Annotated in this window: 17 protein-coding genes and 1 tRNA gene; 9 read left to right on the plus strand and 9 right to left on the minus strand. The window is 53.5% G+C overall.

Annotation, left to right across the window (positions count from 1 at the left end; all coding sequences use genetic code 11):
• Positions 1–105 precede the first annotated feature (105 nt).
• Both AC1RTP_RS09060 and AC1RTP_RS09065 read left to right on the plus strand, forming a co-directional pair.
• A complete protein-coding gene (locus AC1RTP_RS09060; protein ID WP_498606652.1) occupies positions 106–2,136 on the plus strand; it encodes a M13 family metallopeptidase in 2,031 nt (676 codons plus the stop codon).
• 113 nt (positions 2,137–2,249) lie between these two features.
• The gene (locus AC1RTP_RS09065; RefSeq protein ID WP_498606654.1) at positions 2,250–4,262 is read left to right on the plus strand and encodes a M13 family metallopeptidase; all 2,013 of its coding nucleotides are present in this window, start codon (positions 2,250–2,252) and stop codon (positions 4,260–4,262) included.
• A gap of 232 nt (positions 4,263–4,494) precedes the next feature.
• Here the strand turns inward: AC1RTP_RS09065 and AC1RTP_RS09070 are convergent, their stop codons facing one another.
• Positions 4,495–5,025: a c-type cytochrome gene (locus tag AC1RTP_RS09070; protein ID WP_498606656.1), complete on the minus strand. Its 531-nt coding sequence runs from the start codon at positions 5,023–5,025 to the stop codon at positions 4,495–4,497.
• Between the two features lie 155 nt (positions 5,026–5,180).
• On the opposite strand from AC1RTP_RS09070, the gene AC1RTP_RS09075 reads away from it, so the two are divergent.
• From AC1RTP_RS09075 to AC1RTP_RS09100, 6 genes are all read left to right on the plus strand, one after another.
• Positions 5,181–5,256: transfer RNA gene (locus AC1RTP_RS09075), tRNA-Arg, on the plus strand.
• 164 nt (positions 5,257–5,420) lie between these two features.
• Positions 5,421–6,710, plus strand: a complete 1,290-nt coding sequence (locus AC1RTP_RS09080; RefSeq protein WP_498606659.1) for a site-specific integrase — start codon at positions 5,421–5,423, stop codon at positions 6,708–6,710.
• A 47-nt stretch (positions 6,711–6,757) separates the two neighbouring features.
• Positions 6,758–6,979, plus strand: a complete 222-nt coding sequence (locus tag AC1RTP_RS09085; RefSeq protein WP_498606663.1) for a helix-turn-helix transcriptional regulator — start codon at positions 6,758–6,760, stop codon at positions 6,977–6,979.
• Between the two features lie 18 nt (positions 6,980–6,997).
• Complete coding sequence (locus AC1RTP_RS09090; RefSeq protein ID WP_498606666.1) at positions 6,998–7,246, plus strand: Fic family protein; 249 nt, start codon at positions 6,998–7,000, stop codon at positions 7,244–7,246.
• Between the two features lie 1,086 nt (positions 7,247–8,332).
• Positions 8,333–9,784, plus strand: coding sequence for a DNA sulfur modification protein DndB (locus AC1RTP_RS09095; RefSeq protein WP_498606670.1), 1,452 nt, complete (start codon positions 8,333–8,335; stop codon positions 9,782–9,784).
• A 148-nt stretch (positions 9,785–9,932) separates the two neighbouring features.
• Entirely contained in the window at positions 9,933–10,472 is a 540-nt protein-coding gene (locus AC1RTP_RS09100) for a hypothetical protein (protein WP_498606673.1), read from the plus strand.
• Between the two features lie 52 nt (positions 10,473–10,524).
• Here the strand turns inward: AC1RTP_RS09100 and AC1RTP_RS09105 are convergent, their stop codons facing one another.
• Genes AC1RTP_RS09105 through AC1RTP_RS09125 form a run of 5 tightly spaced genes read right to left on the minus strand, consistent with a single transcriptional unit; the run spans position 10,525 to position 17,740 of the window.
• Positions 10,525–11,001, minus strand: a complete 477-nt coding sequence (locus tag AC1RTP_RS09105; RefSeq protein WP_498606677.1) for a very short patch repair endonuclease — start codon at positions 10,999–11,001, stop codon at positions 10,525–10,527.
• A 3-nt stretch (positions 11,002–11,004) separates the two neighbouring features.
• The gene (locus tag AC1RTP_RS09110) at positions 11,005–12,033 is read right to left on the minus strand and encodes a PD-(D/E)XK motif protein (protein WP_498606681.1); all 1,029 of its coding nucleotides are present in this window, start codon (positions 12,031–12,033) and stop codon (positions 11,005–11,007) included.
• Complete coding sequence (locus tag AC1RTP_RS09115) at positions 12,030–14,696, minus strand: Z1 domain-containing protein (protein WP_498606685.1); 2,667 nt, start codon at positions 14,694–14,696, stop codon at positions 12,030–12,032. The genes AC1RTP_RS09110 and AC1RTP_RS09115 overlap by 4 nt, the downstream gene beginning before the upstream one ends.
• 3 nt (positions 14,697–14,699) lie before the next feature.
• On the minus strand, positions 14,700–16,067 hold the full coding sequence (locus AC1RTP_RS09120) for an ATP-binding protein (protein ID WP_498606687.1): 1,368 nt from the start codon (positions 16,065–16,067) through the stop codon (positions 14,700–14,702).
• A gap of 32 nt (positions 16,068–16,099) precedes the next feature.
• The gene (locus tag AC1RTP_RS09125; RefSeq protein WP_498606692.1) at positions 16,100–17,740 is read right to left on the minus strand and encodes a DNA cytosine methyltransferase; all 1,641 of its coding nucleotides are present in this window, start codon (positions 17,738–17,740) and stop codon (positions 16,100–16,102) included.
• A 2,031-nt stretch (positions 17,741–19,771) separates the two neighbouring features.
• Between AC1RTP_RS09125 and AC1RTP_RS09130 the strand changes: the two genes are divergently transcribed.
• Entirely contained in the window at positions 19,772–20,800 is a 1,029-nt protein-coding gene (locus AC1RTP_RS09130; protein ID WP_498606696.1) for a replication initiation protein, read from the plus strand.
• Positions 20,801–21,248: 448 nt separating this feature from the next.
• On the opposite strand, the gene AC1RTP_RS09135 is transcribed toward AC1RTP_RS09130, so the two are convergent.
• The 3 genes from AC1RTP_RS09135 to AC1RTP_RS09145 all read right to left on the minus strand — a co-directional run bounded on the left by AC1RTP_RS09135 (position 21,249) and on the right by AC1RTP_RS09145 (position 25,821).
• Positions 21,249–23,237 (minus strand): site-specific integrase, encoded by a 1,989-nt coding sequence (locus AC1RTP_RS09135; protein ID WP_498606699.1) that lies wholly within the window; start codon positions 23,235–23,237, stop codon positions 21,249–21,251.
• A 971-nt stretch (positions 23,238–24,208) separates the two neighbouring features.
• Positions 24,209–25,555 carry a type II toxin-antitoxin system HipA family toxin gene (locus tag AC1RTP_RS09140; RefSeq protein ID WP_498606700.1) on the minus strand — a complete coding sequence of 449 codons (1,347 nt, stop codon included), beginning with the start codon at positions 25,553–25,555 and terminating at the stop codon, positions 24,209–24,211.
• 2 nt (positions 25,556–25,557) lie between these two features.
• Complete coding sequence (locus AC1RTP_RS09145; protein WP_498606701.1) at positions 25,558–25,821, minus strand: helix-turn-helix domain-containing protein; 264 nt, start codon at positions 25,819–25,821, stop codon at positions 25,558–25,560.
• Between the last annotated feature and the right edge of the window lie 247 nt (positions 25,822–26,068).

The following is a 26,068-nucleotide window of genomic DNA, read 5'->3' on the forward strand; positions in this document are numbered from 1 at the left end:
TAGTTTTGGGAAAAAAGCCACGCAAATGCGTGGCTTTTCTTTTAACGTCACCCTGCAACGTGCTAGAGTCGCGCGGTACCGTCACATCTACCTTGGAGGGTAACCTTGAAACGTAAGATCCTGAGCGCCGTTATCGTCGGCCTCTTCGCCACCAGCGCTGCCATCGCAGCAGGCAACAAAGCACCACAGAAATCCGGTATCGAAACCACCGCCATGGACAAGGCTGTCCGTGCACAGGATGATTTCTACCTGCACCAGAACGGCACCTGGATGAAGAACACCGAAATCCCGGCCGACCGCTCCTCCTGGGGTACCTTCGTACAGCTGTCCGAAACCGTGCAGCCGCAGCTGCGCGCACTGATCGAAGAAGCCGCCGCCAAGGGCGGCAATGCCGACGCCAAGCGCGTAGGCGATATGTTCGCTTCCATGATGGACGAGGCCCGCGCCGAGCAGCTGGGCATCACCCCGTTGAATGGCGAGCGCGCACGCATCTCCGCCATCACCGACAAGAAGCAGCTGGCCGCCCAGTTCGCGCACTTCTCGCGCATCGGCGTGAGCAGCCCGTTCGATGTCGGCGTCCACCAGGACAACAAGGATTCGACCCGCTACGTGGCCGACCTGGGCCAGTCCGGCCTGTCGATGCCTGACCGCGACTACTACCTGAAAAAAGACGACGCCAAGCTGGCCGACACCCTGGCCAAGTTTGAAGCCCACGTCGCCCGCATGATGGCGCTGGCCGGCGATGCCAATTCCGCCGCCACCGCTAAATCCGTGATCAACGTCGAGACCCGCCTGGCGCAAATCCAGTGGACCAAGGTCGAACTGCGCGATCCGGTCAAGGCTTACAACAAATACGAACTGGCCAAGCTGAAAGAGCTGATGCCAAGCTTCGACTTCGACAGCTGGCTGGAAGGCGTACTCCTGACCGGCAAGGTCAAGGACGTGAACGTTGGCCAGCCAACCTACTTCCAGGCGCTGGACAAGGTGCTGGCGGAAGTGTCGCTGGAAGACTGGAAGGCGTACATGAACTACCGCCTGATGGCCACCTTCTCGCCGGAGCTGTCCAAGTCCTTCGTTGACGAAAACTTCTCCTTCTACGGCACCACCCTGAGCGGCGCCACCGAACAGCGTCCACGCTGGAAGCGCGCCGTGTCGCTGACCGAAGGCACCATGGGCGAAGCTGTCGGCAAGCTGTACGTGGCCAAGCACTTCTCGCCAGAAGCCAAGGCGCGCATGGAAAAGCTGGTGAAAAACCTGCTGCAAGCCTTCAACCAGAGCATCGACACCCTGGAGTGGATGAGCCCTGCAACCCGCAAGGAAGCCCACGCCAAGCTGGCCAAGTTCACAACCAAGATCGGCTACCCGAACAAGTGGCGCGACTACAGCGCGCTGGAAGTCAAGCGTGACGACCTGGTTGGCAACGTAATGCGCGCAAGCGATTTCGAACACCACCGCAATATCAATAAGCTGGGCAAGCCGATCGACCGCGACGAGTGGCTGATGCCGCCGCAGGCGATCAATGCCTACTACAACCCGGAAATGAACGAGATCGTGTTCCCGGCCGCTATCCTGCAGCCGCCGTTCTTCGACATGAAGGCTGACGACGCGGTCAACTACGGCGGCATCGGCGCCGTGATCGGCCACGAAATCTCGCACGGCTTCGACGACCAGGGTTCGCAGTACGACGGCGACGGCAACCTGCGCAACTGGTGGACCGAAGAAGACGGCAAGCGCTTCAAGGAACGCACCTCGATCCTGGTCAAGCAGTACAGCGAATTCGAAGCGCTGCCTGGCTACAAGGTCAACGGCGAGCTGACCCTGGGTGAGAACATCGGCGACAACTCCGGCCTGGCCGTGGCCTACAAAGCCTACAAGCTGTCGCTGAAGGGCAAAAAGGCTCCTGTGATCGACGGCTTCAGCGGCGACCAGCGCTTCTACATGGGCTGGGCCCAGGTATGGCGTACCAAGTTCCGCGATGCAGCCCTGATCGCGCGCGTGAAGACCGACCCGCACTCGCCGGGCCCATTCCGCGCCAACGGCACGCTGCGTAACCAGCCTGGCTTCTACGAGGCCTTCGGCCTGAAAGAGGGCGACAAGCTGTACCTGTCGCCAAAAGAGCGCGCGATTATCTGGTAAACCGGTAATTCAGTGTCTGACCCGCAGGGTCAGACACTGGGCCCGCGACCGCCGCATATCGGTGCCCGACCCTGCGGGTCAGGCACCGGGTTACCGGTTCTAAAGGATCTCCCATGAAAAAACACCTCATCGCCGCTGCCGCCGCAGCGCTGCTGGCGACCATGGCCAACGCCACCGAAAAATCCGGCATCGAACTGCAATATGTCGACCCAGCCGTCCGCGCCCAGGACGACTTTTTCAAGCACCTGAATGGCAAGTGGCTGGCCACCGCCGAAATCCCTGCTGAAATGTCCAGCTGGGGCGTGTTCGAAAAACTGTTCGAAGACATCCAGCCGCAGCTGCGCACGATCATCGAGGATTCCGCCAAGAACGCGGATAGCGCCGACAAAAAACGCATCGGCGACTTCTACGCCTCCTTCATGGACGAAGCCCGCCTCGAGCAACTTGGCATCGCCCCGATCCAGCCCGAGCTGGCCCGCATCGCTGCCCTGAGCGACAAGAAGCAGTTGCCAGCCCTGTTCGCGTACCACAACCGTCACAACTTCGCGGCGCCGATGGACATGGGCATCCACCAGGACAACAAGGACTCCACCAAGTATGTGATCGACTTCGTGCAGTCCGGCCTGGGCATGCCTGACCGCGACTACTATCTGAAAAAAGACGACGCCAAGATGGCCGAGACGCTGGCCAAATACCAGGCCACCGTTGAAAAAATGCTGGCGCTGGCTGGCGACAAGAACGCCGCCGCCAACGCCAAAGCCGTCGTCGCCTTTGAAACCAAGATCGCGCAACTGCACTGGACCAAAGTAGAACTGCGCGACCCGGTCAAGGCCTACAACAAGGTGCCGGTCGCCAAGCTGGGCGAACTGATGCCGGGCTATGACTGGAACGCCTATTTGAATGGCCTGGGCGTTGCCGGCAAAGTCGATTACGTTATCGTCAGCCAGCCGACTTACCTGAAAGCGCTGGACAAGCTGCTGGCCGAAACCCCGCTCGAAACCCTCAAGCCTTACTTCACCTGGAACGTCGTGCGCGCCAATGCGCCGTTCCTGGGCAAGGACTTCGTGGCAGCCAACTTTGAGTTCTACGGCAAGCAGCTGGGCGGCGCCACCGAAATGCGCCCACGCTGGAAGCGCGGCGTTTCCGCCACCGAGAACGCACTGGGCGAGAGCATCGGCAAGGTCTATGTGGAGCAGCACTTCCCGGCCGCGAACAAAGCCCGCATGGAAGAACTGGTGAAGAACCTGCTGGTGGCCTACAAAGACAGCATCGACAAGCTGCCTTGGATGAGCCCTCAGACCAAAAAGGAAGCGCAAGCCAAGCTGGCCAAGTTCACGCCGAAGATCGGCTACCCGAACAAATGGCGCGACTACAGCAAGCTGTCCATCGACCGCAACGACCTGGTTGGCAACGTGACGCGCGCGACCGAGTTCGCCGTGCAGAAGGAGCTGGATAAGCTGGGCAAGCCGATCGACCGTGACGAATGGGGCATGACGCCGCAAACCGTCAACGCTTACTACAACCCTGAGTTGAACGAGATCGTATTCCCGGCCGCCATCTTGCAGCCACCGTTCTTCGATGCCAACTCGGATGATGCGGTCAACTACGGCGCCATCGGCGCTGTGATCGGCCACGAAATTTCGCACGGCTTCGACGACCAGGGCGCGCAGTACGACGGCGACGGCAACCTGCGCGACTGGTGGACCAAGCGCGATCACGCCAACTTCAAGGCCAAGACGCAGATGCTGGTTAAGCAGTACGGCGCGTTCAGCCCGGTCAAAGGCTACAAGGTTAATGGCGAGCTGACACTGGGTGAGAACATCGCCGACAACTCGGGTTTGGCGATTGCGTACAAGGCCTACAAGCTGTCGCTGGGCGGCAAGCCAGCGCCGGTGATTGACGGCTTTACCGGCGAGCAGCGTTTCTACCAAGGCTGGGCGCAGGCATGGCGCGCCAAGTCGCGCGATGCGGCGCTGATTCGCCAGGTCACCACGGACCCGCATTCGCCGGAAGAGTTCCGCGCCAATGGTTCGCTGCGCAACCAGCCGGGCTTTTACGACGCGTTTGGGGTGAAGAAGGGCGACAAGATGTACCTGGCGCCTAAAGACCGCGTGATCATTTGGTAAAACCCGTAAGGCGGGGTCTGACCCACAGGGTCAGACCCCCAACGGTTTTGAGGCCGCGGGTTGGGGTGTGCGCCTTTGACTTTCGCAATAAGTCAAAAGCCCAGACCCAACACCACTAGCCGCGCCGCAGACAGGGTCTGACCCTGCGGGTCAGACCCTGGTTTACCGGGTTAAGAAAGGCAAAAAAAAACCGCTCATCCGAGCGGTTTTTTTTATCTGCGCAGCCAGCTGATTACTTAGCAGCCTCAGCAGCAGGCGCCGGAGCTGCCTGCTTCACTTCAGGCTCCTTGAATTTGCCGCCAGCCTTGTTCACCATGTACACCACAGCGCGCGCCACTTCCACATCATCCAGATCTGGATTGCCGCCCTTGGCAGGCATAGCACGCAGGCCTTCCAGCGCATGCTTCACTACTGCGTCCTGACCCTGGGCAATACGAGCACCCCATGCGCCCGCTTCGGCGAACTTAGGAGCACCGGCAGCGCCGGAACCGTGGCAAGCCGCGCAAGTTGCGGTGTACACGGCTTCGCCGGTTTGCAGCACTTTAGGAGCGTTGACGTCTTTGAGGGTGAAACCATTATCAGCTACCGGCTTCAGGCGGGCAGCAACGGCTTCCGCACTTTGGCTTTCCGAACCCGCGCCAGTCAGTTTTTCCTGGGTCACAAATTGCACCAGCAAAACAATACCGATGATAGTGACGGCGAAGAAACCTACAACAGCAGCGACCAGCTGCTTAGGCGTTCTGATAGCGGATTCGTGGCTCATGATTTCCTTAGGACAGTTTTTCGAAGCTGTGTTGAAGGGTTATGTTTTTGGCATTTTTAACGCCGAACCCTCGTCAAACCTGCGATTATAGACGGAAAGCCCTAGCTATGGAATGGATTTCCGGCTATCCTTCGTGTCTCTTCAGCATGACGACTGCGGCTGTAGCTCAGTGGATAGAGTATCGGCCTCCGAAGCCGAGGGTCGCGCGTTCGATTCGCGCCAGCCGCACCAAATTCATGCAGTGATTAGGGCATGAATTCGTCGAAATACGACGTAATGGAAGAGTTTTGGGGAAAAATTTGGGGAAAAAAAATCGATTCCCCAAGCGATTTCTCAGCAAATATGCAGGGTTTCTCACCCTATACCGTGACTCCTACACCTTTTGGAGTTACGCAATGTCAAAAAAGCAATATTACAGGCTCGAGCAGCATATCTACGTTGAGAAACGTAGCAGAGCCTTCCGCTTCCAAGTCAAAGTACATCCTCTTTCCGACTCCGGTACCTTCTCAACAGAAGCTGAGGGATTGCGTTGGGGACGTAAAAGGCGAATCGAGTTGCTGGACGAGCGAGACGGGCTTGCAAAGGCATCTCAACCTTCCGAGGTCGTCCTGCAGCATGCCGCAGTGAGTATCCTTCCATCGAGTCCAATTGCCGCCTTAGCTGATGTCAAATTGTCAGATGTATTTGACTGGTTCGAGAAAAATGAACTCCCTAGGCTAGCAGGAAAAGCGACCGAAGCTTCCCGCCTGGCCCTATTGCGCAAATGTTTCGGGGAGCTGACGATTGCCCAGATAGACGATGACGTGCTTACGAAATGGCAGTACGACCGGTTCTCAGGAAAGTATGGTACTGGACGGGCGCCTAATCGTACTGTCGCCATGACCGCTCAGAACGGTAAGGAAGTTCTTACTAAACATCAGCGCTACTATCGAACTCATAGAGACGTTAAAGAAGCACGTGTAAACGGGCCGACGGTGACGGTCTATCCCATTAGTTCACAGACCGTGCGCCATGAACTTGTTCTTTTTCGTCGCGCAGTAACGAAGTACCTCAAGAAAAAGAAGCTGTGGGCCAACTTGGGAGCGTTGTGGTTGGTCCATGACTTGATGGAATGGGAACTTCCTGGGGCGGCAGACGCACGAAAACGACGCATAACCGATGAGGAACTTTTGGCAATTATTAGTCATATTGACGACATGGTTCTGAAAGCGGCCATCCTTTTCGCGGTACTAACTTCGTTGCGGCGCGGAGAAATCGTCTCTTTGAAATGGGAAGATGTCGATTTCAAGAATAGGGTCGTTAAACTCAATGAACCTGGATTCGTAAAGTCTAAAGTCCATAAGAGAGATGTGCCTTTGCTTCCCGGCGCAATTAAAGTTCTTCAGGACCTGCGACCAAAAAAGCACGGGTTTATCTTCCCGATATTGGCATCTGACTTTAGCGTTGCGTGGCGAAATGCTGCGGATGCTGCTGAACTTTATGACGTGCGCCTGCATGACTGCAGGCGTGAAGCAATTTCGCGGCTTGCTCAAGAGTGTCGTTTGACTGTGAATGAACTTGTCCTGTTTTCCGGGCATACCGACATTCGCACCTTGGAAAAGCACTATTTGTGCTTGGACTCTGGGGTGATGGCGTCACGCCTGGCGGAACTACCTGCTGCCATCAACTTGGTACCGTCGTTGTAACCTTCATTACACAACCTTGCTCCTATACTCTCCTTTAAGGAGAAGGTATGTATCTGAAGAAGAAGGAAGTGGCGGAAATGTTACGCGTGTCGATTCGTACAATCACTACATATATGCAGCAAGGCGCGATTGCTAGCCCGCGAAAGGTCGGCCGGACACTGCTCTGGGATGAGGAAGAATTAAGGCGCAGCTTGGCATTTTCTGCATACAGTGAGCCAGTTCCGGAAACTGTTAAGCGGGGTCGCCCACGCAAGATTAGGCTGGGCTAAAGAGGGCGCCCTAGTGCCGTGTCCGACTCGGACACGGCACTAGCCTTAGCTCCGACCGGTCAAAATCACCACTGTGTCCGAGTCGGACGCGGCAAAATTGCTGCAATCGATATAGCCGGCAACACGTTATTCGTCATGCCGGAGCAAGTCCCGGCAACCCTGACAGAAGGCTTCGAACGTATTACTGCTCTTGCTGACCCAGTGGCGCGAGCGCTGATGACCATGTTCGTGGTATCGGAAGTCCATCCGTTCCAGGATGGAAACTGACGCACAGCAAGGCTGGCAATGAACTGCGTGCTTAGCAATGCTGGCATTTGCCGAATCATTATTCCCACCGTCTATCGCGAGGACTATCTCCTGCCTCTAAAACGGTTGTCGAATGACCGTGACGCCGGTCCTTATATTCGGAGCATGAAACGCATCCACGAATGGACCTCACACTTTGATTACGGTCAGCCATTGCATGCTGTTCAGACAGCGCTCATGAGGTGCAATGCCTTCCAGGAAGACCTGCGAAATTACCGCCTAATCTTTCCCGAACCAGCGGCTCGGTGAAAAGGTTCCTAGTTACAACCCAAAGATATTCCCTTTGCTTCGAAAGGCTGTGCGGGGATATGTCGCCGGCAAACTCAGCAGGCAGGCATTGGTGGCCGTGGGCCAGCGCACCCTGCTTTGCTACATCGCAAACAAAGGTTCAGAGGACGAACTTGTTGAGGATTTGTGTGGCTACTTCCGGGCCAAGCCAAGCAACGATTTGCACGAAGTAGTTGCTGGAATGCTATCGCGTGGAAGTGCAGCCGAAGCTGGGCCTGAACCGCGACATGGCTCGCTCAACAAAACGCAGCACCGACAGCGGAAACCTGCTCCCGTTAAATTCTCAGAGAGAACGGCTACGACATCCACGGGTGTAGTCTTTAGGTTAGTGAGGTAGCCACTAGCTCAATCCCTTTCTGTGTTCAGAGGGGGTATCCAACTGACGCCACGGCTTAACAGGAAGTTCATACTTCCGCCTCATCCATGGTGTGCACCTACTGTAGCACCAGCAACACTGCAGCATCCTGCTGGTTCAGTGGTTGCTTCGTTTCCGGCTTACTGCTGCGGAACCGCCAAATCATAACGATGCCTGTTAGGCAACTTTCCTTGGCAGCCAACCCGTTGCTTGGATTGACCTCGTGCTCGTGATATCCAAGCATTGCATCCGCAACTTGAACCCTGGATGATTTTTTAAGTATCCTGGATGATTGAAAATTTAATCCAGGATTGTCATTGACTTTTCCCAGGATTTTATTAAAATACACCTGGATGATGTGAAAATGAATCCTGGATATCAACCAAATTATGCCTGGAGAAGAAATGTACCCTGCTGCTAACGATGGAATGCCTACACCGATTTCTAGTCTCGACGACCTTCTTGAGGATACGGATACGTCAGTTCGCCCTGAAAAAGTCTTTATCGGACACAATCTTGGAAGTCGGACTTTTTTGGCCTTCATTCCAATGAAGGATTTTTATTCGATGTCAAAAGTGGCGAATGAGCGGCAACCTGACGGTACGCCAGCAACCCAACGTCCGCTCAACGAGCAGCATGCCACCAACCTTGCCAAATACATCTTGAAAGGTTTAATTTCGGCTGCTATCGAAGCGCGCAAGAATTTCAAGAAACCCGAATCGCCAGCGCTGGCCGAACTACAAAAGGAAATGGGTTCCCAAGCATATTTGTCGTTACAACCCATCGTCGCAAATCTGCGAACCTGTTCACCTGGCGGCGTCGGTCAGGGTGGAATCAACGGTCAACGCATGGCCGCCGCGGATGGCGAGACGGCGGCATTCAAAATCTTCCTCCGCCAGCAGGACATGCTTTACGTTGTTGATGGGCAGCATCGTCGCTATGCCATGGACATGGTTTTCGAGTTCCTCAACGAGGTACGCTCGAATCGTAAGTACCCAAAGAAGCCGAAGCTGTTTTCAAGTACTGACAAGCTGGCCATTGCTCCAGAGGTGCTTATCGCATGGGATGAGTGTGATGAAGTTGCAAGGTCGTTTTGTAAGGTTGCTGTGGAGATTCATCTCGGCCTAGACGCGCGACAAGAACAACAGCTGTTCCATGACCTCAATAATCTCTCTAAGCGTGTAGAAAAAAGCCTTGCCCTAAAATTTGATTCAGCAAACCCAATTAATCAGTTCATCCAGGACGATTTGATGGGTGTCCTAGGATGGAGTGACGTTGTAGATAGCGATTCCACCGACTGGCATCAAGATACAGGAGTGTGGACGTTTAAGGACTTAGCTGCAGTTAATGCAATCTTGTTCTTAAATAAGACGAATATTTCGACTGCAACTCCTGCGGACGTTGAATCGAAGAAACCAATTGCTCGGCATTTTTGGGGGGCTATTTCTGCGATTCCTGGTTTTGCTGAGGCCGAAGCCAGAACAAAAACTGTTGCAGCTCAACCTGTTGTTATTAAAGCACTAGCTAAGCTTATCTATGATTTTGCCTTTAGCAAACGTAAAGAGGCTGACAGTGAGCAGCACCTTGAGACTTTGCTTGAAGGTGTTGTAAACATCGACTTTTCGCACTCAAATCCATGTTGGCGATACTATTCGCTTTCCGATTCGGAAAGGGTCACCCATAAGCTCGAATCGTTGAAGGCATTTTTACCACCGGACGATGGTTCGAACAGGGACCTAGGCGGCTACGATGCCACAAACAATTGGATGCGTTTTGGTTCGAAGCACAACGATATTTACCCAATACTGGGTGACATGATTCGATGGAACCTTGGTTTGCCGTCTCGCCACGCTTAACACCTCGAAGTATCGCCGCCGCGACTTGTTGCTTTCGAGTACGCGGCGGCGCGCCAACTGCAACCACTGTCAGATAAGTGGGAAACACGTGTAGCCTCGAAGACTAACAATTTTGGAAGCGAATTCATTTATGGCTCCTTTAGTACTTATGTCCGATATCAGCTATATGCTTGGTATTATTGGCTCGGAAGAGCACCTCGAAAGACTAAAGATTGCAGATTGGTTGTTATTTGATAACAGTGAGATTTCAGACCCGCGTCGACCGATTATAGACATCTCAGATGTCCCGCATGAGAAAGTCGACGAAATTAATCAACGTGGTAGTAACACGATTTTAACGAAATACGACTCTGACGAAAACGGACCATTTTGGCCTAAACTTGTTTTACTAAATCGATGGCACTTTACCATTGGAGATGCAGACTGCGTGCCTTCAGTTCCCCATGGTCATAAGGATTCCAAAACGCAAGGCTGGCCGAAACTTAATCCATATACAGGAAAAGTTTATAGTGACATAGGTGTCGAAGATGTGTCTTTACGGCTGGATAGGCAGGATTTAAGAAATATATGGACAAATGAAAAATTTCTGATGGAGTGCCGAAAGCAAGTTATTTGGTATTCAGAAAACTTTAAATCCTATCGGTTCCCCAACGCACGGAGGGGAATGCTAAAGTTCCCGCGCTGGTAATTCTTAGAGGGGTTTACGCAGAGCCGTTGATTTCTGATTTAAGAAGACCCAGCTATCGACCAGCGCGACGCGCCAGTCTCCTCCTTACCAGGCTGACAAACGATTTCGCATCTTTAAGGTCATGTTCCCATACTCTCAATACACTCCATCCAGCGCTCCGCAGCAACTGAGTTGCTCGTTTGTCCCTAGTCACGTTGGCTTGAAATTTGGGCTCCCAGAATGAACGATTATTTTCTGGTAGCTTGAAGTGCAACGGGCAGCAATGCCAGAAACAACCATCGACGAAAATGGCGATTCGCGCTTTTTTAAAGATGAAATCTGGGCATACCCTGATGATTTCAGGTATCACTGTTGCGGGCGTACCTGTTGGCGCTCGCACGCGAAAAGAGATGGTTACATGGCGTCGCCAACCTGTAATTTTGGCAGCTCGAAAGCTGCGCACAACTACCATCTCAGTCGAGCTGTTGCCCTTTCCGCGAATCTTCGCCATCACGTCCGAGCGCTTCGCGCGGTCGAAAACGTCTGTCATGATTCATTGATTGATGAAATCTTTCAAGAGCAATTCTGCAGCGCTTTGCGTAGCTGCCACAAGCCAAGGTGCAGCAGCATCGAGATGGAGTTCGTAACTGACTTTTGTCACACCTGGAGGGAGTCCATCCACGATTGAGTCCGGCACCAGCCGTGGAAAGCCCGCTTGCACTCGATATAGTCCCTCGGAACGAATTCTGAGAACTAGCTTACCGTATTCGCTAGCTCGCTGGTCCTCATATCCTGCTGCATAAAGCATGGACTCAAATACCGCCAGAGCAGCAAAGTCTTCGGATAGTTGTTCGCGTATTTCTTGGACCAATTTAGGAAGGGATTCAGCGCCACTGGACTCGTCTCGAACAGATAAGCAAAATAACAGCAGCACGCCATTTGCAGGTTCAAGAAGTTGCTCCAACCCATGAATTGAATAGGCCGCGTCGAGCTTCCCAGAAGTCTTCACCTCAATTCCAAGGCCTGTCCTCTCAAAGTCGTTTCGGGCGCCTACTGGACCACGCCATAGCTGAGCCGCTTTAGCTGCTCCAACGCAGGGAGCCAGCCACCTAGACAGAAACCAAAGCTCGCCGAACAATCCAATTTGCTGTTCTTTCGACAGGATACCTTGTTCAACGCCGGACCAGAATCGGCGCCATTTTGCGAGTACATTTTGGACTAATCGAACTCGGCCGATGCTTGCTCCAGCGTTTAATGCCTGTACAAGTTCGTGGACTACGACATCGAGAGCAGCATGCCCTTGCACATCAAGACAGGCAATTTCGACAAAGAAGGATACTGTTCCTTCCTCAGCGGTCATCACAACTGTCTGAACAGCGATGCCTTTGCTAATACGCTCGGCTAACTCGTGAGGTTCGCCAAATGGCACACCAACTAATATGCAGCGGCGCCCCCCTGCATCCACAGCAATGAACACATCATCTCGGACATCTGGAAAGGCCAACCGCGCTGTGAGACGCTGCCCGCTAGGAATCGCCCCTTCGAGCATGTCCCAGCGAAGTAACGAGTCGCCCATCTTCATAGAACTGGGCGCCAGCGTGAAGTTCCTTCGAGATATGCCTCTGAAGGACCTGCCTTGGTTGTCCGCGGTAGCGACAGAGCTAAACCAATGAGGTCACGGGCTGTCGGGCTCTCAGGATTATCGAACAAGGGCTCCCGCGCTTTTCCAAGAGGTGCATCATCTCGGCCGGAATACTTGCTGATAGGATAGAGAATTAGCAAGCCACATTTAGATGAGCGTGACAAGCGTGCCGCACGATTGCGGTCCTTTTCAACTCCATCGACGAGAGTCTTCTCCATCGCCTTCACCTCGTCCGAAGTCAACCCAAATGCTTCATCACCGGAAGTGGTGATAACGCCCAATGAGTTCGTACCTTTAAGTCGAGTACGTCCAATGTTCCATACTGGTGGCGTACCGTCAGGCAACCATGTGGCCGCACCGAGCGTGTCGTTTTCCTTGTCTCGGCCGCGTACCACAACGGTCCAGTTAACTAAGTCTCCGACCGTGTTTTGTCGTTCAATCCATGCGGCGATGAGCTCAGTTGAAAGGCTATTAATCTCGACATCTACTGCAAAAGACCGGAGGAAGTTGACCACGTCTGCAGCAGAAACATCAGACCACAGCGGTCCGAAACCAGTTGTTACCGCACTTTCCCCTAAGCTAGTAAGGAAGTTTCGCGTAGTCTGCCGATTTCTCTCGCACAATATGGCTAAGCGGTCCTCGGCTTGGAGCGGGAATTTGAAGGTCTGCTCCAATTGCTCAGAGTATGATTGAGTGATAATGCTTGAACTCGTAAAACGGCGTTTGAGAGCACTTGTCACCTGCATCGATGGATGTTGCAGAATTCTCATGCCCACATCGCTGGGCCTTAAATCAGGCCTATGCTCGTAAACCTGCAAATCTTGGCGAAGGCGATGCTCGACCAGCGCCAAGTCGGAGAACCAGTCCGCAAGTTCTCTGGTTGTGTAGATGCGAGTCAAGTCTTCGTATCCACCTCGGTATCCGTACCAACGCGCCATTTGGAGCAATGTATCGTATTGGGGCGAACGCCGGGCGAAGTAACTAACTAAAAGTCCCTCAAGCGTAAGTCCACGCGAAAGACGATTGCCACCGACTGCAATCGCTTTGAGGGATGGTTCGCGCTCATAATCCAATACCTCTCCCTTATCGCTGTTTATTTCTCGCACCACAACAGCTTCAAGGAATGGACCAATGAACGGCTCAAGTTGTTCAAACGTGTGCAGGGGACGACCAGGTATGCTGCTGGTGGTCGGAGCGAAGTCTTTCTTCCACAAATTGGCTAGTCGCGTGCGAATGCCACTCTTCCGGCTATAGCGCCAGTCATCCCGAAGTTCTCGGAATCGCTCCTCCACCAACAGTTTGGTTGGTTCTTGGTCGGCAATACGTTGGCTCGTATGAACAAGCATTGTGCAAGGTGCATCGGGCTTCCCCCTCAACGCTCGTGCGGCGCCCCCGAGAATAAATGCGTGCAATGCTTGGTCAACACTAGGCGTCAATTCATTGTTCTGTACAAAGTCAACCACCTCTTCGGGAGAAACAATTCGAAGGACATCTAGCCCATCCACCTCGGATTCGTCGACTGGGTCAAAGCGTCCGAAAAATTCATCAGTACCAAAGTATCCACGGGGCTTTGGTAGGTCAATGAAGAAGTCTTTCGGATACAGGTCTGCTCCTGCAGTAGCATCATATGTGTCATGCGGAATAAGTATGTTCGAGAAAGGGGTGGCTGTATATGCCACATACGCCCTTCGGCTGAACATTCCTATAAGCGTCCGAATGAGACCATTGATTACTGCGGGCGGTTCGTAGTCTGGGTGGTCTGCATCGAATTCCTCCTGGGTCTGGTAGCTGCCGCGCGAATCGACGCTAGCTTGGTCCGCTTCGTCGTCAATGAATAACGCCGGCAGTGTAGCCCGGACATCCTCAGGCGCGGACTGGAACCAGTTTTGCAGGCGCCTAAGCACAGGACCATTCTTTTTAACCACCAGTAGGACCGGCTGCGACCCTTGGAGGGCGGCATGATTTGCGCGACCTGCGTGGAAGTCTCCCTGGAGTTCGTCGGTAGTAAATTGATGCCATTGCTTGCCAACTGGGGGCATCCTAACTGCACCAGGCGGATTGGACGGATATCCGGTCAGCTCACGATTAAGACGAATTTGGGTTTGGCGACGTAAACCGTTGTCGATACCGGAAAAAACGACTACCAAGCGATAGCCGGCATCAGCGGCTTTGGCAATGAGTGCCGTGAAGTTGGCTGTCTTGCCGCTTTGTACATAACCAAGTACTAAGCCACGAACATCGAACTCATTGGTCGACGGTGGCCTAAGTTCTCGCAAGATGCGGTCGGACGCGTCATCCAGCGAAGCGACCGTATCCTTTGGCCACCCCTTGATACCAAGTAGGTACGCGCGGAGGGTTGGCCAATAATACCACTCGCTACGGTCGACGCCTGACAGCCAATCAGTTGACTCTTCTCCCACAGAAATGACACGAGCACGTTCGAACGTTCGATTTGCCTCCTCATCAAGCCGTTCTTCAACCCACTGTCGAAGGTCCACAGGGATGAGTGGGTTAGAAAGGACATCCACCTTGGAATGCCCTAGGTCCATTAGAAACCTTGCGGTCTTGAGCGCTTGTTCCTGTTGTAAGGACAGCTGTGCCATGGGTTACTCCGCAAAGGTTTGCTTGGCGCGTGCGACTACGCGCCGCACGACTGGCCATTCTTCCGGCCTAGCGACACGCTCAAGAAGAGATTCCACATGGTCCAAGTCAATATTCATATCGACCCTGTTATTAGAGCTCCCATTGCGTCCGGCCGCAGCGGCAGGCCCTGGGGTAGGGGGCTGTGCTGGAGATGGAGCCGGTGGATTCCGCTCTCCACTAGGCGTCGGAGCCGGTGGGCGAGGAGGTGTGCTACCGCCCCCATTTCCTTTTACCCCTGCTCGATATGCAGCGTTTGCCAGTTTCACCACTGGACCAATAGCTTTCATTACATCGTCTTTAATCTCCGCGGGCAGTGCCACCCTCATTTTCGGTACGTTGATTTTGAATTCTTCATCTACCTTTGGACTGAAGAAGAGAGCAACGCGGGCCAGCTTATTATGCTCGTCAAGCGTGCGAAGTTTGCTCCAACCGCCACTCTGAATCATGCGGTCAGCTCGATAAATATAAAAGCCTTGTTGACGATTCCACTTGTTGGGACCAGAGGCACGGTTAAAGGCGTCAGGCGTAGAAAACTTGGCTTGCGCAGGAAGGACATAAGGTTCCAGAACCACATCGGATTTCCCCTTTTCCTGCTCGATGCGCAGAACCACTGGCTCGAGCCGCTGCGTATTGGCCTCACCCCGAGCAAACGGGTCCCATGGCACTACCTTGTTTCCGTTCAGATAAATCGCAAGGCGCTTACCGCGAACCGCACCTTCCAGGAAACGATGAAATACCATTGCCAAGTGCTCCTCTAAGTCCCGGCACATGGCGTTTAATTGTTTGCGAGCAGATTCCCCGTCTGGACGCTTGAATCCTAGGATGCGGTCGAGCCGCTCCCAGATAACTACTGTTCCAGGAGTCTCCTTGAGATGTTGCCTTGCTCCAGATTGCAGGTCGGCTGACTTCACAGGAAGTATTTCCCAGCGGTTTGTTGCCTCGATATGCCCTAGGTCCCAGCTGTAGGCGTTGATGTCGACACGATTCACGTTTTGGCGAGACGCGACTGTAAGCCTCATGCATTGGCTCAACGAAGCTGTTTTGAGTCCGAGACCGAACTTGCCGAGGTCTTCACTGTCATAGTCACGTTCAGCGCCAAACCTAAGTGCCTCCCGGAGCTCCTGTGCTGACATGCCGCTACCGTTATCGGCAATCATGACACAGGAGTCTTCTCCATTCCATTCAACATCGACGCGTACATTATTTGCGCCTGCCTCAATGGAGTTATCTATAAGGTCGGCGATAGCAGCCTCAAACTCATAACCCATGTCCCGCAGAGAGCGAATCAATCGCTTTGCGCCCGGAATACTCTCAACGCCCTTAACACTCATCCTAGCTCCCTAACTTATCCTTGAATGACCATCTACTCAGACATATTGTGGCTTACTGCACCTGCCATGACGGCCGCGGAGCAGTAATATTCGTCCTCGGAAAGCGTTCCCTCATTGAAGCGCCTTCGTGCCTCGCACGCAATTGGTACTAGCTCAACCGGCCATCCACTTCGGACGAAAACAGGCTCAATTACGAAACTCACACCACGCTTCGGTCCGGGACTAAGCGATTTACCGTTGTCCCGCGCGGCATCTGGATGCAAGTTGGGGTGCAAGAATCCCACTGCCCACCATGCAGAGAGGAATTCATCCTTTGAAAGCTGCGCTAACGGTCGAAGACTAGTGGCCCCAACGAAGGACTCGAGTTGTTCAATTGCTGCGTCTCTGCCATCGGGCAGTTGCACGCCCACGCGAGGCGCTGCGATATCTCCGTTGTCGGCATTGCTTAGGTACTCAATAATAGCCATACCCATGGCCTTCCCTACCAATGGCGGCACTGCATTCCCAATTTGGGCGAACGAGTTGGTTCTTGCTTCTGGTAACCAAAAAGTATCTGGGAAACTCTGCACCCTAGCCGCTTCGCGCGGAGTAAGTGACCTCGTCTGCGTCGGATGAATGAACATTAGCCCGTCTTTTTTTAGGTGGGCAACGATGGTCGAGCAAAGCTGATTGCGATGCTGCCGCGTATACCGGTCCTTGAAATTGTCGCGGTCGTACGGAAACTCCATCTCGACACCACGAGCCAATGCCTGTTTACTGTTCTCGCCTTCGTCAAGTCTAGCGAAGTCGCGCAAGTCTCGAAGGCTGTGTGGTCGGGCCGAATGGGCGGTCAGCCTTTCCACTTGATTCGCCTTCAGTACATCGTGGATGTATCGAGTTCCATACTTCTTGATATGCGCTTGTCGCAACGTGCTTTTGTAGGAGCGTTCATATAGTTCATCGCCCGCTGCAATCTCTGGAAGGTCGCCAATGGCTTCACCAAGTGAGACGAACGGTTGCAGTCCTTCACTATTGCTGATGTTGGCGGGGTCAGTGTGAGTCTGGCGAATGTACTTATCAGGGATAAATAATGGCAGCTCACGCCGCGTTCCGATAATTAGCTGACGGACGCGCTTCTGGGGAACTCCAAAACGCCAAGCCTCGACCTCGTATGGGATGACCCTGTACCCCAGCTCCCGACTCTCAACTTGGAGCTTAGTAAAAAACTCTCCCCCTGCCGCTGACTTGATGCCGGGTACGTTCTCCATTACGAAGACCGACGGCTGGTAGTACTTTACAAATCGAAGAAAGTCTTTATAAAGGAAGCGACGTGGGTCATGCACCAGCCGCTCACCATGATTTGAGCCATCGACTGTCCGAGCCTTGGAGAAGCCTTGGCAGGGCGGACCGCCAACAATGACATTGATGCGCACTGCGCCGCCCAATTCTTTGTCCAAGTCTTTCGGGCTAAACTTAGTCAGGTCTCGTACTAAACCTAGCGTTCCACTGTTGTGATTGGCTTTAAAGGTTTCGATTGCGGCGTCATTGAAGTCAACTGCAGCTTTACAAACCATGCCTGCATCTTCGAGTCCAATTGAAAAACCACCGCATCCCGAGAAAAGGTCGAGAAAAGTGAGAGGCGCTTGAACCTCGTCATTGTTCCCTGCTGCATTTCCTCTTGTTTTTTTACTCATTGTATTTCTGCAAACTTTCTAATCTGCTTGCGTTGCGTATAGAACTATACTTGAACGCAAAACGCTATATTTGGCAACATTTTACAGTAACAGTAGGGCGAAAAAAGTGGCTCACCCACTCATCTTTTCGACCGCCCCCGGTACACGCAACTTATCTCCGCGCTCCAGCCTCACTATCTCCGAAATACCTTTGGAGTAGTCAAAACTTGAACACAATGCAACATGCTCGCCATTGCGATTCGGAGTTCCCCTTCCACGTGCCGTGTTTGGCAAGGTTGTGAAGGCCCGCGTACCATCAATTCGCCACGGGAAGTATGAGGCGAACTAGGGGCACGCCCAAGAGGAGGTCACTCAACTCTCCCCCGAACCCGCTAGGCTGCTGCCGTCGGTCCTGACGTCGCCACCTGCCATGCTAAGAACTGCAGTGAAGACGCCCCAGCGGAGGCAGCTCATTCGAGCGACATTGCTCCCCCAGGCAATTGCTGACGAGGAGCTAAATCGCAAGTTGACAGAGAAAAAAGTCGTGAGTGAAACGCCGCCGACGGAAGTCCAAAAAAGGCTGGCTGTGTGGCGCGCCACCTTGAATACATGGTTTACCCAGACTCTCGACTCGGGGATGGGTTGCAAATGACGCTTGGAACCCGATGCAGCCGTAACGCTTTGCGCCTCTTCGGTGTTGTGCCACAAGCTGACGCCACGCCAAGCTTGATATGAAGTCGCTAGGTAGTTTACTGGAGCATAGTTTGCATGACTTCCAGGGGTATCGTGCGCAGTAGTGGCGCTCACCCTGGATGCGTCGAATTTTCTATGTAGCCTTGCGTTACGCAGCCCAAAATGGAAACTTGCGATATTTTGAGGTCATTGCCCGAGGCGATTGGCCGAACACCAACGCGGCCCTGCGGCGCCGCAATGGATTGGGCAACTAGGTTCGCTAGTTTATCGGCTCTCAGGGGTAGCGCGTCATACGCTTTTGGAGAGCGTGTAATGTGTGATAAGCGTCAGACATCGCATATGCGGTGTGAGTTGAAAACCCACGCTTGTTACCTTATAGGCTCTCAAGGTTTTTCAAAGAAGCCTCCCGCGTGTTTGTCATCTGTCCTTAAAAGTAGATTAATGGGACAAATTACATTGAAATCCACAATTGCCAACGAGCCTAGTGTTGTACTTCGCCGTTGGAAGGGACGCGCAACCAGGTGGCTGGTGTGCTGTCCTCGTCGGACTGATTCTTAATGCATCACATCAGTATGCAAGCGGCTCCAGCATTTATGGTGCACATGATAGGCGTGATGGAGTTTTGCTGTTTCCCCTGATTTCTCTGCAGGGCCGTGACCTGCAACTTGCGACCCAAAACATCGCCCCTTAAAGCATCATCAATATTGTTCTTCGTCTCCATCATTTGCGATGTCCAGAAGCAAATTCCGAAATCGAAGTTCGGTTGTTTTCTTGGAATGCTTCATTAAGAGGGCGGGTTGTTAAGTAAATTATCTACAGCTTAGCTGTTCAGGGGCCGGGGCCCTTTCGAGTCTTGAAATCGACATTGGCCCACCTGGTTGCGGCCTCGCTTCCATGGCGCAGACTTCACTTTCCCTTGCGCGTGATGTCGCCGGAACCAATGCGAGGGCGAGCGATGAAAAGAGCGGATTCACGTTGTCGCAGAGATAAGAATCCGAGCTTGCGGATTCGACTAAAATGCCTAGAACATTACTACAGCGACTAGGCCACGTATATCCACACGAGAATTTCGCTGAAATTAAGCCTATTTTTCTCACTTTATCAGTTCAATTGCGATGTGTAAGTCAAGTTTTTGTGATGTGCAAGTCAAGTAATTGAGATGTAGAGGTCAAGTTTTCGCGATGTGGAGGTCAAATGTATATCAAACTGCGTCGGCCACTCGGATTGGTCGATAGCGCGTCTATACTTAGGTTCCGTGCTAGTTCGCGCGACTATTTGCCAGCTTTTTAGATTGAATATTAAGTCAGCCAGATGACGAATACTAAGCAAGATTACAGTGACCGTCTACGTGTCCTCTCAATGAATACCGCTGAAGCGGCCTTAACCGCAGCACCACACAGCCAGTTGACGATATTGGCGGCAGCGGAGGAGCTGGAGCGAATCCAAAGGAACATTGACCGTAAATCTAAACGTGGTAGCACTGAGGTACCTATCGCGACGGTCCCGGATAACGCTACAGAGGAAGAGTTCAAGGAGGTGCGGCGACGCCAGTCTGTTCGACGTGGAAACGTCGTGTACCTTCCAAGTTGGTCCGCCATGGCTCAAGCATTTCCAAATGCATTTCTGAGGTCTGCACTATTTTCCTCGAGCTCCAGTATTCAGGCTGATAGCCCAAAGGTACTCGAAGGTGATTGTTCACCTTTGGTGGCAGCAAAGGAAATCGGCTCCTTTGAAAACATGACAATCCTACTGAGCGGATACGAATTGTGCCAGTTCGACAGACGCATCTATTCGACGTGCCTGGAGTATTACCGCGACCAGCCGCTGTCGCAGGAGGGTTTTTACGTCAGCACTTCGTTCTATCAGTTCGCAGCTCGAGCCGGAATTTCATACGGCCTGCAGACTCACAAGGCAATTCGTGCAAGCTTGCTTCGCCTCAGCTTAGCGCAAGTCCGGATTCGGTTTAATCGGATGAACTTGGAGATGCCGAAGCTTCTCGCCGTATCCTTCCAAGATGGTGCTGTGGCAGGCGACTACAAGGGAAGTGATGCATTGCTCTTAAGTGTCCCCGAGCGAGTAGCTGAAATGTTTGGGCCGGCCAGTTGGACCGCGGTCGATAAGTCGGCCGTCACTTTGGATGGCTTGCTCGGATGGCTTTCAAACTTTTACGCTACGCACTCGAAAGGGCATTGGCTACCACTTGAGACGCTTCGCCATCTGTCCGGGTACGAGTCACACATTCGGAATTTTCGCGCCAGCCTTATTCGTGCGCTAGAAAGATTGATGGGCGAAGAAGTTCCACTTTCCAGCAGGGTTAGCAGTTACAAATTGTCTGAAGACGGGAAGAACGTCTGGGTGACGCGCACCGCATGGAACGTATCTAAATGAAATGGCTGCACTCTAGCGTAGAAACGCCTTGCGAGGCCGATGGTCATCGAGCAAGGCGTTTGGTGTACCTGTGCGACTGGTTGAACAGGAATTGCTTGGCCGAATAGAACTCCTCCAGCCAGCCGACAACTTGGGCACTTCAGACTACACGTTAGATGTGAGCTATCCCGCATGGAGAGAGGCTGGCCCAACCATGCAGGCCCAAATTCGGCGTTGGGGCCACAATGGACAAAAGTCGTCGTCAGAGAACATTGCAGGGATGACGGGTGGTTTTCTCCCAATTCCAGACAAAAAGGTGGTCCTGACAGTCTAGGATTCAATGCGCTGAAGGTCGCGAACTCAATGACCTTCAGCGTCAGCGGATTAGGCCCCGATTACCGTCGCCAGCTTGCCACGATAGCTGCCCTGAGAAGCACTGTAGCCGCAACTCAGTGCTGCGACGCAGTAGTTACATACGATTGAATTGTGGACCTAGCAGCCGTGCCATATCGCGAGAGCCATCGTTACTCGTCAGGCCATCGTAGTGCTTTTCCACTGTCGCGACCCGGTCGTTGAGAACGTTGGCTGCAATTCTATGGGTTCCTCCTGGTGCCTTTAGGATGGATGATGCAACGATGTGCCGGAATGCGTGTGGGCCGAACCCGGGTGAACGAACAACATACTTATTCGTTGCGCTTCGAATCATCGCGCCTAGCCCTGTCCAAGGCTGATGAATCGTTTTGTTTCCCAACAGTCTGGTTAAGAAAACCAAATCAGTGGGTGACCTTTGCAGAGTAGGGCGATAAACAAATAGATAGCGTTCAATAGCCGGCCAAGCGAAGGACTGAACCTCGCAATCATATTGTTTGTCCCCTGCAGCGCCTTTTCTATTCTTGAACTTGTGCTTAGGAATCCTAATCCACCAAGACCCGTCGCCTCGCTGATAGAGCTCGCCCGAATTATCTGGGCGCCAGGTCAAATGCGAAATGTTGGCTTTGCGAAGCGGATTGGACAACAGGAGCTTGATGAGTGCGATGTCGCGTCCCCACAATGCTTCGACTGTAGCAGCTCGGCCGATGGGGCGGTCGGCCTGCATACGTTGCAGCATGTCGGCGACCGCCTCCATAGGTTGTGGCAACTCGACAATCTCGCGAATCGGCTCGAACGAATCTCGTGAAACCACAGTCTCCGAGGTCATGGCAGAGGTAAGGTTCTCTTGGGTTTCGAATTGGTACTCGCACAGGCCCTGCCAGTCGCTATTCGCAAATTGTTTTGGCAAGGTCTTTTGCAATTCGGGGCTTTGCCACAAATAGCCTTGGCGGGGGCGGACCATCGACGCGATTTGCGCCAGGAACTGTATTGTTCCTTGGTTGTGATGTCCGATTCGAGCCTTGCTCCAGTCGAGATATTCTTCAAGGTAGTCTGGTACTGCCAACCAAGCCAAGGTCTCGACTTTGTCGCGCGCTATTCCTTTTCCTCCTTCGCTTCGTGGGAGAGCTAACCAACCCAAATAGGAGGCAAACTTTGCCCATGCCATCCTCGCTGCAGCAACTTCTTTCCCGTTGAGGAAACCCCACCAGTTCGTCTCCGTTCTCGCCATTTGCGGGCATGGAGAAAACGACCATTTTCCCCTTTTGGTCCGCTTCTTTTCAGGGTTGGCCGAGGTCTTGTATTTGAGGAAATCAGCCCACTGACTGCGCAGTTGCGAGCCTGGTTTAGGCCTGCACCAATATTGTTTTCTCGAGAGGGCAGAGACGGTTCGGTTGTATTCGATTTGCGGCGGACTTCCCCCGAGCTGAACTCGATGTCCTCGGGAATTGATGCCGGCCAGATGCACAAGGCTCGACTGCTCCAGACCAAAGAATCCTTCGATTCGATTCAAGAATTTGACGCTAGAAGGGCGAGGCTGTTTCCCTAACAGCCAACCACGCAGCATGTCTGGCGGCACCCCTGCAAGTTTGGCGACGCGTTTTAGTGGTGAATTTGCCATGACACCCTTGATGGCTTGAACGAAAGGTGTGCCTTTTTGAAGTGCGATTGCAACCTGCGTGTCATGTTCGACGACCGCATCCTTCCATGGCCGGAATGCTGCGCGGGTATTCGAAATGGAGCGAGGCGACTTGTCATTGGACTGCAGCATATGGACAAAGCGTTCGATTGCTTCGGGATGCCTGAGCCGCATTTCGTCGCCGACTACATCGCCTACGTGCAGCTTGTTAGCTGCGAGGAATTGCCGGAGCGCAGTCGCCCGATTGCGCGCCGTTTGTTCGTTCAGGGTTTTCAGTTGTACAGCTTTGGTCTGTTCGTCCAACAGGTATTGATAAGTGAGGGGCTCCAAATGCCATCCTTTCGCCCGCACTTTCTTCGCTTTCGGCGCCTGCGATGCAGTTATAGGCGACGGAGTGAAATACCTGCGAATGCTGTAACCATCTGATTTATCGACGGTTTCCTTGCTCACGTAGTGCCCCCTTTGAAATTTGAAGGGGCGGGGAGTGCAGGTATGGCTCAGTGAAAAAAATGTTGGCAGATTTCTGCTCGCTATCGGTATAGCGCGAAAGGCGGTGATGCCTGCGGATGGCGCGTATTGCAAATCAATCGTGGGTATAGAACACGTTATCCTGAAATCGCTTCGATGCGAGACGATTTGCGGAACAAGTCTTTTGGCGTGCATTCGGTAGAAGACATTGAAAGTAAGAAGCGTAGCTACCTAAGCGCTCGCCTAGTTAGTGCTGAAACCGGTCATGCACCGCTGGCAACAAAGTGTCCTACTAGAACACCCTGCAGTTGAAATGGCTCCGCTGCGGGAACGAGCCTCGTGTCCTAGTAGGACACGCCCCCTCCAAGTCGCCGTCATCAGCTGGAGATGGCGCCGCGTGCCGGCCGAAGTGCGCCATGCCCGGGTAGTTCAGCATCGTGTCCGAGTCGGACACGGCAATCAAACTGAGCTCGCGAGGGTATGTTGCAGGTACCGAACCTTCGTGTCCTAGTAGGACACGCTCCCTCCAAGTCACCGTCATCAGCTTGAGATGGTGGTACGCGGTGGCTGGAGCGGCGCCGTGCCCGGATGGTTCAGTACCGTGTCCGAGTCGGACACGGCAATCAAACTGAGCTCGCGAGGGTATGTTGCAGGTACCGAGCCTTCGTGTCCTAGTAGGACACGCCCCTTCTAGGTCACCGTCATCAGCTTGAGATGGTGCCATGCGCCGGCTGGAGTGGCGCCGTGCCCGGATGGTTCAGTACCGTGTCCGAGTCGGACACGGTAAGCAAACTGAGTTCGCGAGGGTATGTCACGGGCACCTAGCCTTTGGTCAGCCTTATTATGCTGGCCTGCTCGCAGCAGAAGCGGAACACGGCTCTCTGAAGCGAAGATTTGGGTACTGCGTCGACATATGGCCAACGGGACAGGCGGACGGGTGGTAGGGACCTGTGTCAGGCTGGGGGCATGGATTCGAGCTTGCGCGCGGCTGCGAGAAGACCACCCAGAACCTTGTCGGCGACTTTTTCCGAGAATCCTGCAGGCAGTTCGCCGCGGACCTTGTCAACCACCGCCGGCGTACGTGCGATGAAATCGAGCAGCAGCGGTTCCGCGTTCGCACCGTAGCCGACCTCCTTCGCGGTGCTATTGAAGTGTCGACGCTGGATGGTATGCGCTAGATAGTGCCGGTTGTTGCCTAGTAGCGCCATCGCTAATTTGAGCTTACGTTCCGCCCACTGGTTCGGTCCGGGGCCTATCACGGGGTAGGCGGACATCACGTCGTAGATTGGAGTCATCTTGAAACGTCCCTCACCAGCGAGAAGTTGAATGCTGAAGTTTTTTGCGTGACCATCGGGAGCACTCAACATCCAGAAGAGCAGTTGGGAGGCCATGAGCGTGTGCATGTCAGCTGCAGCCTGCTGTGATTGCTGCAAGAGGGCGAACATCTGCGTCAGGCCTGGCCCGCCTTCATTTTCGTATTTCAATAGCGGAGAGGTTCCAGTTGCCTGACAAAAGTCCTCCTGGACAAGCCGGAACACCTGGTTACCATCTCTGGATAGCACGCGGTCGAAGCGTTCGACAATGAGCACTCGTTGCGAACCGAACGTCGCAATTTCGGCATTCGCCGTGGGGAGCCCGTACTCCTTGAATAGCCGCAGGCATAGCCACTCGTTATCGACCGACGTGGAGAAGTCGGCCTTTTTTCCGCCAACCATTCCAATTGGGAGCTTGAAGATGTGCGTTGTTGGCGTAGTTCCAAGTGGCTTCATCCATTTACCATCCCACCGCAAGAAGGCGTGTTTTTCTTGCGCTCCAGCCAGCGAAATTCGAAAGTCGTCATCGGGGTCTTCTGGGGCACCGTGCCGCTCTACATTCATTACTTCAAGCAGATGCCGCTCGATGTCATCCTCATCAACGACTACGCCATTAACTTTAGCAATTCCTTCGGGGGCAATGCCCTCAGGCAAGAGTTGCAATGCGCCGACGCAATCCCGGCCGATAGCCGCCAGCAGGTCGAAAGCTTCAAGAGAACCCGTCTTAAAGCGGGCCGCTACACGTTTTCGAATGATGTCGCTGTCTGGTAGCAAGCCCTCGAAATAGTTCGAGACGTTGACTCCTTTGAGCGGCTCGTTATGAAAGTTGAACGGTAACGACAGGGAAATTGGGCGCCCAAGTTTGGAGGCGCGCCAGGCTTCGTCATATACCAGCTCAGAGTCCCCGTTGGCTTTGACTGTCCAACGTCCGACGTAATCGCCATTGGCCCAGAGATGGAGGGTTTGGCTGTGCGAGCGGCGCCCCATGATTACCACTCCGCCGAAGTGCTTGCAGCTGAAGTATCTCTCTCTCCAAGTCGCAGTTCCAGTTCAAGTGCTGAGCACCAGCTGAGCAGCTGCCTGACGCTGATTTCGTCGGGATTTTTTTCCAAATGGGAGATGCGATTTTGGCTCAGTCCTACGCGGCTCGCTACCGCGGCTTGCGTGAGCTTATGCCGTTTGCGGGTCGATACGAGAAGTTGACCGAGTTGTGGCGCGGTGAGGAGCAGAAGGGAGGTCGGTGCGAAGGACATGTTCGAAGTATCCGATATTCAGATAAAACCATTTTAGCTGAAATTCGGATAAGGTCAACATAGCCGAATATCAGATAAATCCGAAATACTCGAATATCAGATATATCGAATATAGCTGAATTCCAGATAATTTTAATGTGAAAAGGCTTGACGCTAAGCTTAGCGCGTCAGAGGTAGCGGAAGCTGCCCGCCATCGGACAGTTAGCTGGCCGATGGCCCCTACCAGTAGGGTAGGCGTAAACGGCAC

Source organism: Pseudoduganella sp. GW821-FHT11H04, from assembly GCF_058807935.1.

Bases quoted from the DNA above. Each gene is read 5' to 3' on its own strand.
- AC1RTP_RS09065 (WP_498606654.1), top strand. From the start codon at position 2,250: ATGAAAAAACACCTCATCGCCGCTGCCGCCGCAGCGCTGCTGGCGACC.
- AC1RTP_RS09070 (WP_498606656.1), bottom strand. From the start codon at position 5,025: ATGAGCCACGAATCCGCTATCAGAACGCCTAAGCAGCTGGTCGCTGCT.
- AC1RTP_RS09080 (WP_498606659.1), top strand. From the start codon at position 5,421: ATGTCAAAAAAGCAATATTACAGGCTCGAGCAGCATATCTACGTTGAG.
- AC1RTP_RS09085 (WP_498606663.1), top strand. From the start codon at position 6,758: ATGTATCTGAAGAAGAAGGAAGTGGCGGAAATGTTACGCGTGTCGATT.
- AC1RTP_RS09095 (WP_498606670.1), top strand. From the start codon at position 8,333: ATGTACCCTGCTGCTAACGATGGAATGCCTACACCGATTTCTAGTCTC.
- AC1RTP_RS09100 (WP_498606673.1), top strand. From the start codon at position 9,933: ATGTCCGATATCAGCTATATGCTTGGTATTATTGGCTCGGAAGAGCAC.
- AC1RTP_RS09105 (WP_498606677.1), bottom strand. From the start codon at position 11,001: ATGACAGACGTTTTCGACCGCGCGAAGCGCTCGGACGTGATGGCGAAG.
- AC1RTP_RS09110 (WP_498606681.1), bottom strand. From the start codon at position 12,033: ATGAAGATGGGCGACTCGTTACTTCGCTGGGACATGCTCGAAGGGGCG.
- AC1RTP_RS09115 (WP_498606685.1), bottom strand. From the start codon at position 14,696: ATGGCACAGCTGTCCTTACAACAGGAACAAGCGCTCAAGACCGCAAGG.
- AC1RTP_RS09120 (WP_498606687.1), bottom strand. From the start codon at position 16,067: ATGAGTGTTAAGGGCGTTGAGAGTATTCCGGGCGCAAAGCGATTGATT.
- AC1RTP_RS09125 (WP_498606692.1), bottom strand. From the start codon at position 17,740: ATGAGTAAAAAAACAAGAGGAAATGCAGCAGGGAACAATGACGAGGTT.
- AC1RTP_RS09130 (WP_498606696.1), top strand. From the start codon at position 19,772: ATGAATACCGCTGAAGCGGCCTTAACCGCAGCACCACACAGCCAGTTG.
- AC1RTP_RS09140 (WP_498606700.1), bottom strand. From the start codon at position 25,555: ATGGGGCGCCGCTCGCACAGCCAAACCCTCCATCTCTGGGCCAATGGC.
- AC1RTP_RS09145 (WP_498606701.1), bottom strand. From the start codon at position 25,821: ATGTCCTTCGCACCGACCTCCCTTCTGCTCCTCACCGCGCCACAACTC.